This window comes from Mesorhizobium sp. B2-4-1 (assembly GCF_006442185.1).
Lineage (GTDB): Bacteria > Pseudomonadota > Alphaproteobacteria > Rhizobiales > Rhizobiaceae > Mesorhizobium.
Map to the genome: position 1 here is coordinate 164,921 of NZ_VFVN01000010.1, position 12,637 is coordinate 177,557.

The window sequence follows — 12,637 nt, forward strand, 5'->3', positions numbered from 1 at the left end:
CACAGGATGCGGTGGGCATGTCGTGGAAGGGCTTCCGGGCCAGGTCGCAGAACCGGTAGCGTTGATTCCGACGGGATTGGTGTGCGTGACTGCCGGCGCCACGGCAACGTGCACATAACATCCCGTTGACCGGCGCCGGCGCGGCACGGTCGTACGAGCAACTTGGCCATGCCGGGTCATGGGACGTTCTCCCGGTTCGGCGCTCTTGAGGCGGGCGGTGCACGAGGCTAGCACCACCGTTCGAACCTCTCGATGACAACCATGCGTCCGCCGCAGCAAGGGCAAGGCGGACGGACGTCAGGCCCGCGCCATAGGCGACACCGAGCGCGGCCTTGTACTTGATGCCTGGCCGCTTCGAGCAGCCGTGCCGCTTCCTCCACGCTCAGCACATCGGGCAGCTTGCGCGCATATCGCGTGACCACCAGCGCGCGCGCCAGATCGCGCCGCCTCAGCGTCACCGTGAACAGGAAACGCAACGCCGAGACCGCGCCGTTGATCGTCGCCGGGCCTACCTGCTCTGCCGAACTAGCTGAGTTAACTGCGGACATTGTCTCGGCATACAGGCAGTGCGCTGGAAGGGATCAGGCCTCCGTTCACTTGCTATGCCTAGATATGTGCATATATTGTGCGTACTAGAGGCCGGAGAATTGTCATGGCCCACGCACAGCTAGCACATTCCACGGTGATCTCGGGCTTTGTCGATAGCCTGCAGGAGCCGCGCACACCCTATATCTCGCCGAAGCGCCTGTCGCAGGCGCTGGGCGTGAAGGTCGCCAATTTGGCCCAGTTGACCGGCGTCCACCGCAACACGCTTCGTAATCCGTCATCGGAGCGCCTGCAGGGTCGGATGCGCGAAATGGTGAAGGTGATCTCGGCCGCGACGGAGCTCACCGGCGACGTCGACAAGGCGATCTACTGGTATCGCAATGAGCCGATCGCCGACTATGGCCATCGCACGGCGGCCGAGCTCGTCGCGGACGGCCAGGTCGAAGCAGTCGTGGCCTTCATCCGGGATCTCGAGAACGGGGCGCGCGGGTGAACGTCACCCGCGTCGGGCCGGGACGAGATCTTCCATCGCTATCTGACACCCAAATGGGCTTTCCTGCCCACCAGCGGCGCAGGCGCGGCGATCGACGGCGGTCGTTTCAACCGGTCAGGCGTCGAAGCGCTTTACCTGTCCCGTTCGACGCAGACAGCGCTTGATGAATACAAGCAGGGCGCCAGCATTACCCCGCCCGCCACCCTTGCGGCCTACAAGATCACGCTCGCCGAGGTGAGCGACCTTTCGCAGGGGTTCGACCCGGACAGCTGCGACGGCGCCTGGAGAGAATGGGACTGTGCCTGGCGTCAGATCGCTCGAATCGACAAGAAAATCCCGCCACCATGGAAGCTCGCGGACCTGATCATCACGGCCGGAATCCGCGGCATCCTGTTTCCGTCGCTGCGCCACGCCGGCGGCACTAATCTGGTGATCTTCCGGCCAACCTTGTCGAAGGCGATCACGTCGCGGTCCATGATCCCGATCGCCGGCTGCCGTACGACCAGTCGTCCTGGCCGTAAACTTCCGACCGGAGCGTCGCAACGCGCCAATCCATTTAGGCCGTCTCGTTTCCAACGACATCGACCCTTTCTTCTTCCTCTTCGCCGTCCGCTTCCCTGCTTGCCAGCCCAACCGGAATATCGCCGGCCAGCAGCTTCTCCTTCGACAACAGCCCAGCATCCTCGAGCGCCTCGAAATCCGGCAGCTGGCGCAGTGTGTCGAGCCCGAACTGCGACAGAAAATTTTTGGTCGTCACATAGGTGTAGGGCGCGCCCGGCTGCGGCGAGCGCGGCCCCGAGGCGATCAGATCTTGCGCGCGCAGCACGCCGATCAGGTCACGCGACACCTCCTTGCCGAAAAAGCTCGACAGCTCACCCCGGGTGATCGGCTGGAAATAGGCAATGCACATCAAAACCAGAGCCTCCGCCTGCGACAGTTCTTTTGCCTCTTTTGCCCCCTCGCCCGCTGCCGTGCCAAAGGCGGCGCGGATGGCGTCGCCAAAGATCTTCTTGGTCCGGTGCTGCCAGCCGCCGGCGACCGTGACCAGCTCGTAGGGGCGGCCGGCGAGCTCGGCGCGAATGTCGTCGATGATCAGCTCGATATTGCAACTTCTTCCCACCACACGCGCGAGGACACTGCGTGTCACCGGTTCATTTGCCGCAAAGATCACCGCTTCGACGCGGCCCATCCATTCGCGCCAGCGCAGCTCCGGCGGCAGGTGGTCCAGTTCCGTGTCGAACAGCACAGGCTGTTCGTTCGGCTTGCGGCGGGCAGAGGCTTCGCTCATCGCTACAGCCCGAACAGCCGAAAGGTGGTGCGGCCGGAAAGCTCGCGCACGGCATCGAGTTGTTGCAGCCGGTCGAACAAGCGCCGCGCCGCGAAACGCGACAGGTTTTTGGTCGTCAACGAGCCCGAAACGGCGTCTTCGTCGAGCAGTTTTTGGATCACCTCGCCGGCGCCCTTGGCACGCAATTTTGGTGCGATGGCGATGAGTCTTTCGGCACGACGCGACAACTCGGCGGCCAGCCGGCAGGCGTCAGCCGCAGCCTGCGCCAACGCCAGGCACACCGCGCGCTCAAACCCTTTTTCGCCGGGTCGGATGCGCTTGCCGCCGCCGGCCTCGCCGCGAAAAGCCGGGCCAAAGGCTTGCGCCATCAACAGCGGCAGCGGTCGCGGCCAGGGCAGGCGTTGCGCCAGCACCAGGTCGGCGAGCCACCAGGCCAAAAGCTCCGCATCGGGCCGCATGGCGACGACGTGAGCGGCGATCGCCGCGGCGGCGAACGGCGCCGGCCGCCCCGAGCGCGCCAGCTCGTCGATGTGTTCACAAAGCGCGGACAGCGCCTCGACATCCCAATGGAGGCCAAGCTGGTCGAGTACCTTTTCGAGCCGGTCAGGGGTAGCGACGGGCGGCTGCCCGGCCAACTGCCGCCAGGCGCCAAAGATGGTGCCGGCGGGACCGGGATCGGCGCCGGCCGGACGCAGGTACCAGGCGTCGCGCAAGGCGGCTTCGTCCTCGGCGCGGCCGGCGAGCCGCATGCTGGCGGCGGCGCAGCGAAGCGCCAGCCGCTGCCGCCAGGCTCCGGCCCAGCTGGCTTGCGCGCGGGCGAGCGCGTCGAGCGCGGCCAGGGCGGCGCCGGCCTGGAAGGCGGCGTCGGCGTCGCTGGGGGTGCCGACGGCGAGCGCCCAGGCCGGCACAGTCGGCGGCGCGGCGGGACTGGCGGTCGCGGGATCGAGGCGAATCATGATGTGGAGGGTAAAACGCCCGTGCGCTTTGCGCCATGGTTTTCGCACCAAAACGCACTGCCTGTCGGCGCACCAAAACGAATGATAATCTTGCATTATCGTTCGTTAGTGGGCTACAAGGACAAATGGCCGTTTTCGTCGGGCAGAAGCCCAAAATTCACGCCCAGCGACCCTCCGGACCATCCCACAGCGCGACGGTCTTTCCTGGAACGGCTAACGATAGCGCTGGTGCATCCCACTGACACTTTTACGCCTGCGGGCGCAAACCTGGCGCTGCCCGGTAGAAGATCACCCGCACCGACGGAACAAGCTGGCTGAGGTAATCGAAATCGCCAACATTGCCGGTCAGGACCGTCGCCCCAAGCATACCGGCCTGGTGAAAGATCAGCGCATCGTTGAGGAAGCGGCGCTCATGCCCCTCCCCTTTCGGCAGATGGTTCAGCCGGAACAACAGGCCGGCCAGCATGCCGGCGCGTCCCTAAGCGTTGGCGTCGGGTGCATGCAGCCGGTGCGCCGGAATATCCTCAATCGTATCTGCAACGGCTCCCGGGACCGACTTTGTCGTCGGGTGCGCCGGATCGAGCCGGCCGAACACATGGCTGAGCTCGGCAAGGCAGACGGCCGAGTGGTGACAGAGCCGATAGGTCAGAAGGTTATCGACCGCTTCGGGCGTGCGTCCCTGCAGGACATCCAGATAGACGCTGGTGTCGAGGAGCAATACGCCGCCGACAGGCGACTGGTCACCTGCCCAGGACAGGGCGGAATCCGGTCGCCGTTCCAGCCCAGCGCTGCGCCGCTGTGGTTTTAGGGACCGCAGTGCGCCGCCTAGATCAAATGCCAAGATCGATGTCCGCGGAGATGCTGCCCTTGCGGCCGACGAGCCGGGCGCCGAAATCATCCTCGAGCGCCAGCCGCGACAACGCGAGCTCAAGCAGTTCGGTGTCTGAGCTCACATGGGCGCGCTTCTTTGCCGCCTCGATCAATTCCGACGACACCCTGCCGGAAAGGCGGGTGTTCTTGGCCGCGCCAAGCAGGCCGACCGCCCTCGCCTGCTCAAGCACCAGACGGTTGCGGGTGTGGGCGATCCGCTCCTCGCTTGCGGCTGTCGCTGCGCCACGTATGGTCATCTTGGGATCTCCATCTGTTGAACGGAATAGGATGTTGAACATGAAAACAAGGAGAGACCGCCCTTGAGAGGCCATCCCTGGATCGGACAGGCCCGTTGCGCTCCCGCTGATGCGATACCAAGACCGGAGCGGACACAATTCCCTCAGCTATTCCGTCACACAGCTCGCGGTGGACAATTCCGGACTTTGGCCGCACCTTCGCTCGCAAGAATCGCATTGCTGCGACATTAGAATGGACGAGGCTGGATGGGCAAAGCCCGTAATTTGATGGTGTCCACCGACGCAATCGACGCCGATGACCTGCCGGACATTGTCGACGTCGTCATGGAGATGGGGCGGTCGGATGAAGGCCCCTCCCCTCCCCCGTCGGTCCTTGACCCGCGACAGACATCGTTGCCTACGCATCTCGAAAAGCTCGCCGACCGTGCGCGCGATTATGTCGAGGCAGCAAGTTCGGCGAACACCCGTCGCGCCTACGCAGCCGACTGGAAGCATTTTTGCGCCTGGTGCCGGCGCCAGTCTTTTGATCCATCGCGGCCGGACCCGCAGACCGTCGGCCTCTATATCACCGCGCAGGCTTCGGGCACTGGAAGGGACAAAAAGGCGGTAGCGACGATCGAGCGCCGCCTGTCATCCCTGACCTGGAACTACACGCAGCGCGGCCAGCCGCTGGACCGCAAGGATCGGCACATCGCCACCGTGATGGCCGGCATCCGCAACAAGCACGCCGCCCCGCCCCGGCAGAAGGAGGCGATCCTTCCCGAGGATCTGACCGCTATGCTAGAAACACTCGACCGCGGAACCTTGCGCGGCCTGCGCGACCGCGCCATGCTGCTCTTGGGTTTCACCGGCGGCCTGCGGCGCTCCGAGATCGTGGCTTTGGACGTCGGCCGCGACCAGACTGAGGACGGCCGCGGCTGGATCCAGATCCTCGACAAGGGCATGCTGGTTTCGCTTCGCGGCAAGACCGGCTGGCGGGAGGTTGAAGTCGGGCGCGGGTCGTCCGATGCCACCTGCCCGGTTGTCGCGGTGCAGACCTGGCTCAAGCTCGCCCGTATCGCGCACGGTCCCCTCTTCAGGCGCGTCACCGGGCAGGGCAAGGCGGTCGGCGCCGATCGGCTCAACGATCAGGAGGTCGCGCGCCTGGTCAAGCGCACTGCGCTGGCGGCCGGCGTGCGCGGCGATCTGTCGGAAGGTGAACGAGCAAAGCTCTTTGCCGGACATTCGCTACGCGCTGGCCTCGCCTCCTCGGCCGAAGTCGATGAGCGCTATGTGCAAAAGCAGCTCGGCCATGCCTCGGCTGAAATGACTCGCCGCTATCAGCGCCGACGCGATCGCTTCCGTGTCAACCTCACAAAGGCGAGCGGACTATAGGCCGGGCTCGCCCCTCCCCTGCCCTTCGGATGCGGAAAAGTGCGTTATCTCCAGGACAGCTGGTCCTTCGGCAACCGGCCGCTTGGGTCGAATACGGCTACCTTGTGCGGCAGACCCGGACCCCAGTCCCAAAGGACCAGGTTACGATCCTCCTTCTCGGCGCTCGGCGCGAAACTTGGGACCACAATCCCGGCAATATTCCGAGGCCGCAGCCTGCCGTAGACGGACCGGGACGCCGGGCGCTCTCCGTCGCTAAGCGCCGTCGCCCAGGCGCAGGCCATGTCCTCGAGCGCGATAGAAAATTCTCCCCTCGCCTCGTCCGTTGTCAAATCCACGATGTCATCGCAGTCGATCTCATAGGAACACAGCACGCAAGGATCGATCCGGTGCGCGAACCCCTGGTTGGCTTCCTTGACCGCTGTCATGATGGTCAGCGCCAAATAGAGCGCCGGCACGCCTTTGGGATTAAATCGCGCACCTCTGATCGCCGCCCCTTCGCCGGAAGTCGGCTTGAATGCCCAACGTGGATCGTGTGCCCGGTAGCAGGTTCCAACGAACCTCAAGCGAAACCACCGACGGCCATGTGATCGAGATAATCACGGACCGCTGCGGCCTTGCCATCCTTCACCAGCGCCTCAGCGGTGCGTCCGCCAAATGCTGGAAGCGGCTGAGCCCGATACCAAGCCATCGCCTGCTCCTTGCCACCCGCCCAATCCGTCACGCGACTGATGATCTCGAGCATTTCCCGCAGACGCCCCTGTGTCTTTACCGCAGCGCTGCGCTCTGAGCGATAAAGGGTCTCGCGCGCAAGACCGGCGGTCTGGGCCAACTGGCCCTTGGACATGCCAAAACCGTCCGCGACCTGCTCGATCGCAATCTTCCCGTTCCGGTCCATATAGGACAAGATGAGAGGTCCATTCTTCTCGAGGATCTTGAATGCAGGGGCCACAGAATTCGTCCTACCATATTGAGAGTCATATTTCTTGTGCAAAAGATATGGCAGTTCTCGGCAGCTTTCAAGCCCGGGCTGCTGCCACCGCCCGAGTACGGACGCGGATTGAGCCGACCGTGCGCGCGAGCATGTCGAGGTAGCGAGTTCGGCAAACACCCGTCGCGCCTATGCCGCCGGCTGGAGCATTTTTGAGCCCGGTGGCTTCAGGATTGTAACGCCCCTCCCCTGCCCTGATCAGGAGCCAAACAGCCGCGGCCCAGTAAAAAACGGCATAAGCTGGGTTGATCAGAATGTTGCCCGGTCGTGCGATGACATGCAGGGGGCAAGGTCTCACACGACAAAGTCGGCTAAGCATCCACAGGCAGAGCGGTCGTTTGGTCGAGCGCCCGCACAAATTGTGGTGCTCATCATCATCCGGTCATTCTTGCTGTTACCCCATTGGCCTTCAGCGCTGCCATGAGCATCGGTCCGACCGAAAACTCTCCCGCCCTCGCCTTGTCGGTCAGCACACGCAGGTAGCCGCCGGCCGAATTGATGTGCTGCGCCCTTTGCAGGATGCACGCAATCACGATCGCGGCAACCTCCTGGCCCATCACATGGCAGGCCTCCTCATAAGCTGAGGGCGAAACGCCAAGGTATCCCCGCACCTGGGCGGCAGTCATCATCAGATCGCGCCAGTTTCCGATCCCGTTAACGGCATAGTCCGCAATTTCGGGACAAGCCCGCAGCACCAGTCCAATTGGGTAGCCTTTCGGCTTCTCAGCCGAAGGAGATGCTGGCTCGGCCGCCGCCCTGCTTTTTTCGAAAGCCGGTTCAAATACAAAAGTAGAGTCTGTGTTTGAATCAGATTGCTGCCGCTCATTATGGGATTCATTGGCGCTAGGATTCGTGGAATTCATAAAGCTTTCCAACATCCTATCCACTTCATCGTGGAGATCGGCGAGATCTGCAACGATGCTCTCCAGATCGGACAGGCCGGCCCTGCGCGGTATTGCCTCCACGATAGCCCTAAACCGTCTCCAGACCGCCCCCCAATCGCCCGCGGCGCCCTCCTCGATCGCGGCCTCGACAAGCTTTTGAATATCGCGTCGATGGAGCGTGATCCGTTCGCGCATCAACTTGAGCGCCAGAGCGTCGGACCGGACCTGCTCCGCCGCTCGCTGGAATTCCGCTGCCCGTGTCAGCAGCGGCGCCAGCGAGAACCCAAATGCCTCCGCAATATTCCCGCTATGCCCCTTGCGAGCAAACCTTTTGCCGTTCGGACTGTCGCGGCGGACAATCAGCCCGCAACTCACCAGCTCGGCCAGATTCCTCCGAAGCGTGGACTCGGCCATGCCGTGCGCGCGCAGCGACAACTGTGCGTTCGACGGAAAAACCATCAAGCCGTTTTCTTCACTGACCTGGTCATCCGGGTAGAAGGACAACAGCCCGTTCAGCACTGCCAGGGCGCGGTCACCCACGCCGATGATGGACTTACCTTCACATAGCCAACGGTAGACTTGCCATTTTTCGACAGCAGATCCTTGCGGGATCTCCCGTGATGCCGCATTCGCCTGCACCAGCGCAAGCGTCATCGGCCGCCGCCCAAAGGGCGTCGTCGCGTACCCACTCTCCATTTCCCTCACCTTTCAATCAGGCAAAAGAAATCTGCTCGCCGAAACGGCGCCACGACTCTTGACAGTGATTCGGGGAAATGCGATTCTCAGCTTGCTACAGACGTGAGAAGGGCTTCCGCGACGGTGACGTTCGGGGGCCTTTTTCTTTTGCGGTCTTAGTCTCCTGTTTTCTTCGCCATTTCCGACTCCCGAAATGCCTCGAAAAGCTCATCGAGTTTGCCGGCAATGAATGTACCGAAGGGCAATGCTTCCTTGGACTTAAAGGCAAGCGTAAACACTTTTCCCGTGTCGGTGATCTTGGCCTGAACGGATTTGTCCTGGGGCATCCACGCCCGCTCCTTGGGCTTCGCTGCTGCGCGTGGGCGCTTTTCTAAGGCGCTCACAAGGTCGAACAGACGGGCAAAACGGGCCTCACTGCCTTGCTGCGCGAAATCGGCGCGGCTCACGCACTCCATGGCCTTCGCCGCCGCACCAGGATGTTCCATAAGCTTGGCAAGCTGCCACCAGCGGTCTCGGCCAACGCCTTTGGCAGCCCCTACCGCCAAAATGACCTGTTCTGGAATGGTGCTGGTCACGGAGCGCATCTTCGAGAAGGTCGTATCGTCGAGCGCGAGGGCCGACTTCACCGTATCAGGCGAATGGCCCCGCTTGAGGATGCGGTCGGCAAAAAGCGTCCGTTCGATGAAGGACAGATCAGCTCTGGCGGCGTTCTCCTGGCCTTGGGCGATGACATGGTCCCTATCGTCCATCTTCTTGACGACGGCGCGCACAGGCCGTTCCAGCTGCCGGGCAACCCTGACGCGCCTGTGGCCAAAGACAGTTTGAAAACGTCCCGAAATGTCAGGGTGGGGCCTGACCAGCACAGGAGAATCCTGGCCACGTTCCCGAATTGCAACCAGCAGCTCCTGAAACGCTTCATCGTCATCGTCGATACGGTCCGACACGAATGAGGTGTCGACCAAATCCGGATCGAGATCGACGACTGAGCCCTTCGAGAGCTCCTGGAACGACTGTATGATCGACCGTGATGCACCACGAACGGCGTAGCTCGAGACGTCCTGGGCATCGGCGACTGCCGATGCGGGACCCATGACACTTCCGAAAATGTCCTTGCGTGCCATTCAATCGCTCCGATTCGCGGCTATTGGACTGAATTCACGGCAAAAATTGCCACTATTTACTGCCGTAAACCGCGTCGTCATGTCCGTCCCCAGGCGCGGTGAATAAGTGTCGTGATCTCCGAATTCACCGCGTCGAGCGATTCAATCGCCCGGTCATAGGTTGAGCGGGTAAAAGACGACTTCTCCACCTCATAGAGCGTCTGTTTCGTCAGGCCCGCATCCGAGATCGCTGTCGATTTGAGCATGGGATTTTCGAGGATCTGGCCAGCAAGCATGGACTGCATGAAGCCGACCATCTGGGCTTGCGGAATGTCTGTCGGTTCGTACCGCGTGATCAGATAGCGGAACCAATCGAGTTCGATCGCCGCGCCAGCGGCTTTGATGGTCTTCAAGATGCCGCCGAGCATCAAAAGGAACTGGCTCATCGACATCAGGTCGAGCATTTGGGGATGAACGGTGATCAGAACGGACGTCGCCGCCGACATGGCCGTTAGAGTCAGATAGCCAAGTTGCGGAGGACAGTCGACGACGACCACGTCATAGCGGTCGTCCACCTCGGACAAGGCGTTTGCAATCCTGACGAAGAACTGCCGGCCGGCAGCGGAGGATTTGTCCTGCATAGCGAGCGGCGTGTCATACTCGTACTCTTGCAGCTCGAGATTGGCCGGAATGATATCCAGGCCAGGAAAATTCGTCGGCACGATCACATCGGAGATCGGCCGGCGCTCGTCATCGTAACGGATCGCCTCATAGAGCGAGAGGTTGCGGTCGAGTTCCGGTTGAAATCCATGCAGAGCAGACAGCGAGGCTTGCGGGTCGAGATCGATCGCGAGGACCCGGTGACCTGTCAGAGCCAAGTGCTGGGCAAGGTGGGCGGCAGTCGTTGTCTTGCCGCTGCCGCCTTTGAAATTGACGACCGCAACGACCTGGAGCTTGTCGCCGGGTTTGCGGTGCGGGACATACTTCTTGACCTCGGTCCTGCCATGCTGGTCCAGAAAATGGCGAAGTTCGAGTATCTGCGCGGCCGTGTAGGAGCGGCGCCCGGAAGGCATCTGTTCCGGCAAAGGACCCTTGCGCTCAAGGTGTAGCCGCTTCAGATTGTTTTGCGACACACCGAGATAGTGGGCGACTTCTGCCATCGAAAATGAACGCAGCGTCTTGGTCGCGTTGGGTGGAAATTTCTCCATGCGCAACTGATTGAGGCGTCGCGATATCTCAGCACCCTGCTCGAGGATTTTGTCATCGAACTCGAAGCGTGGTAGCCGCATGGCGATATTCATTCTTGTCGAAACCTGAATTGGCGCTTTTTGCGAAGAAACTATTCAACAAGCGCCATTAAGCTCCGATTCGGACAGCCCGGCAAGAAGTTTTGGGTTAACAGAAGGTTAACGCCACCAGCAGGCGTCTTACTGCCGAATAGCGAGATCGTCGCCATAGCGGCTGCTTGTCGTCTGAACCCAGGACTCTGCCGCTGCGTGGCTAAATGCATGTTTTCTCTGCGACAAGGGCAAGTTTTTACCGCAGTAAAGATCGCGCCAGTCAAAGGTCGAGGGTGGCACAAGCGGACCGGTGCCTGGCAGGGCGGTTCCAACCCGCCCAGCGCTGACGGACGCCATCCGCCAAGCGCTGCTCAAACCGCACAGGGGCGCTGCAATTTTTGATCCTCATTGGCGCGCCCGATTGCGATCGATCCACGGGAATCCAGTTTTACATGTCGTAAAGGGCTCTGTCGGAAATCGAGCCACTGAGATCATTGGGCAGCTCACATTGCAGCGATCCTGGTAGGGCAGGGCGGCTGCCCTTGCGACTTCAGCGATGCCGGTCGAGTCTGCCTGCCATTGCCGACCGCAAACCCGGATGGCGACGCAGGCGCAAGGGCGCCGTGACAAGCAACTTCAAGAGGCCGCAATCGTCGATCGCGGCGCGACCGGTGTTGCGTTGAGAGAAGGAGTTGAACGGCTGCGTTGAGCAGCCTGCACTCTAGACGTGCCGATATGAATGGCTCTCGAATTGGCAGAGGATAGCGAGGTGGGGTTGCCCCGCCGGTGGAGCACTCTGCGTCTGCCTGCCGAGACTGCGCTGGATCGGTACGAGAAGCCAAGTCAGGGCTGGACCACGGATCGGGCACCGCCGCCCGCCTTGCAAACATGCCTCGGCGTTTTCGAATGCGCGCACGACCAATTGAAACGGCCCATGCCACAGCTGTACGTCAGAGGAGCCAAGTTTCTGAAGGCCTCGTGAAGTCGCACGATTAGGACAATGGGTTCGCAGGTCCGTTCTGAAGAATGGCTGCTCTTGCTGGGTCCGCGGAATTATCACCGACCTCAGATAGAGATGTTCGGAGATATTCGTTGACATCGTTTGCCCCCTGACGGAACTATCACGCATCTGAGATGCGAGATAATTCCTTGCTTCATCTGGCCGGAAAGACAATAAATCCCAAGCGTGCCCATCTGCGCTCGCAAGCAGGCGAATTGGTTCAGCTCGTTCGCGGTATCTATGTCGATGCTGCCGATGACATCGAGACCACGATCCTGAACCATGCCGTTCGGATCGCACGTTATCTCTATCCAACGGCGTATCTGTCATCGGCAAGTGCGATTCTGCTCGGACCTACGCCGGACGGGCGGCTTTTTATCAGCGGGCGACGCAACCAGCGCACCCGCCTACGCACCCTCGAGATTATTCAAAATGAGGCGCCAGCCCACCCGTCGACGATGGGCGTTGTTGTTGGAGATGACATGGGGGAGTTGCGCACCGATGCTTCGTCCCCACGACAGGGGTTTTTGGAAGCGTTCCGGCTGCGCGGCGAGCATGCGAGTGCGATACCCGGGCAGATGCGGGCACAACTTGCTGTGCGTCTCATCGGTGAGTTTGGATCGCCGCAAGCAGCCGCGGACGCGGTTTGGGCGCTCGCCCGTGAGAACAGCTGGTGTCGGGAAGGGCAGGGGGCAGAACGCTATCTTTCGGCGCGGGCCGACGCCGGCAAATCGCCGGCAACAAGTCCGCATTGGAGTTTCTCGTTGCCTGGCACGGGATCTCGCTTGGACAGCTGATCCATGACGGTTTCGAGAGGCGGTGGAAGCCTGCTCACCGAACAGGCGGCACGCTGCTCATTCGCGAGACGATCCCAGGCAACTTGCCACCGTTCATCGTGTCGCTCT

Annotated in this window: 11 protein-coding genes and 2 pseudogenes; 4 read left to right on the forward strand and 9 right to left on the reverse strand. The window is 61.7% G+C overall.

From position 1 onward, the window contains the following. Positions 1-652 precede the first annotated feature (652 nt). Positions 653-1,039, forward strand: coding sequence for a DUF2384 domain-containing protein (locus tag FJ949_RS23750; protein WP_140499697.1), 387 nt, complete (start codon positions 653-655; stop codon positions 1,037-1,039). 90 nt (positions 1,040-1,129) lie between these two features. Next, positions 1,130-1,444: pseudogene (locus FJ949_RS30855) on the forward strand (RES family NAD+ phosphorylase); the annotation flags it as partial. 151 nt (positions 1,445-1,595) lie between these two features. Here FJ949_RS30855 and FJ949_RS23760 read toward each other — a convergent pair. The 4 genes and pseudogenes from FJ949_RS23760 to FJ949_RS23775 all read right to left on the reverse strand — a co-directional run bounded on the left by FJ949_RS23760 (position 1,596) and on the right by FJ949_RS23775 (position 4,410). Continuing rightward, the gene (locus FJ949_RS23760) at positions 1,596-2,327 is read right to left on the reverse strand and encodes an SMC-Scp complex subunit ScpB (protein WP_140499699.1); all 732 of its coding nucleotides are present in this window, start codon (positions 2,325-2,327) and stop codon (positions 1,596-1,598) included. 2 nt (positions 2,328-2,329) lie between these two features. Beyond that, positions 2,330-3,283 (reverse strand): DUF1403 family protein, encoded by a 954-nt coding sequence (locus FJ949_RS23765; RefSeq protein ID WP_140499700.1) that lies wholly within the window; start codon positions 3,281-3,283, stop codon positions 2,330-2,332. Positions 3,284-3,530: 247 nt separating this feature from the next. Beyond that, positions 3,531-4,124, reverse strand: a pseudogene (locus FJ949_RS23770) (hypothetical protein). Further along, positions 4,114-4,410: a hypothetical protein gene (locus FJ949_RS23775; protein WP_140499702.1), complete on the reverse strand. Its 297-nt coding sequence runs from the start codon at positions 4,408-4,410 to the stop codon at positions 4,114-4,116. Before FJ949_RS23775 ends, FJ949_RS23770 begins: the two are co-directional and overlap by 11 nt. A gap of 246 nt (positions 4,411-4,656) precedes the next feature. Between FJ949_RS23775 and FJ949_RS23780 the strand changes: the two genes are divergently transcribed. Next, positions 4,657-5,784: a site-specific integrase gene (locus FJ949_RS23780; RefSeq protein WP_140499704.1), complete on the forward strand. Its 1,128-nt coding sequence runs from the start codon at positions 4,657-4,659 to the stop codon at positions 5,782-5,784. A gap of 44 nt (positions 5,785-5,828) precedes the next feature. On the opposite strand, the gene FJ949_RS23785 is transcribed toward FJ949_RS23780, so the two are convergent. The 5 genes from FJ949_RS23785 to repA form a co-directional block, all read right to left on the reverse strand. Then, positions 5,829-6,347, reverse strand: a complete 519-nt coding sequence (locus FJ949_RS23785; RefSeq protein ID WP_140499705.1) for an RES family NAD+ phosphorylase — start codon at positions 6,345-6,347, stop codon at positions 5,829-5,831. Then, complete coding sequence (locus tag FJ949_RS23790) at positions 6,344-6,679, reverse strand: MbcA/ParS/Xre antitoxin family protein (RefSeq protein ID WP_181165405.1); 336 nt, start codon at positions 6,677-6,679, stop codon at positions 6,344-6,346. Before FJ949_RS23790 ends, FJ949_RS23785 begins: the two co-directional genes overlap by 4 nt. 467 nt (positions 6,680-7,146) lie before the next feature. Further along, positions 7,147-8,352, reverse strand: coding sequence for a plasmid replication protein RepC (gene repC / locus FJ949_RS23795; protein WP_140499709.1), 1,206 nt, complete (start codon positions 8,350-8,352; stop codon positions 7,147-7,149). Positions 8,353-8,507: 155 nt separating this feature from the next. Next, entirely contained in the window at positions 8,508-9,473 is a 966-nt protein-coding gene (repB, locus tag FJ949_RS23800) for a plasmid partitioning protein RepB (protein WP_140499711.1), read from the reverse strand. 77 nt (positions 9,474-9,550) lie between these two features. After that, complete coding sequence (repA, locus tag FJ949_RS23805; protein ID WP_140499712.1) at positions 9,551-10,753, reverse strand: plasmid partitioning protein RepA; 1,203 nt, start codon at positions 10,751-10,753, stop codon at positions 9,551-9,553. 1,128 nt (positions 10,754-11,881) lie between these two features. Here repA and FJ949_RS23810 point away from each other — a divergent pair. Continuing rightward, positions 11,882-12,529, forward strand: coding sequence for a HipA domain-containing protein (locus tag FJ949_RS23810; protein ID WP_210239514.1), 648 nt, complete (start codon positions 11,882-11,884; stop codon positions 12,527-12,529). Positions 12,530-12,637: the final 108 nt, after the last annotated feature.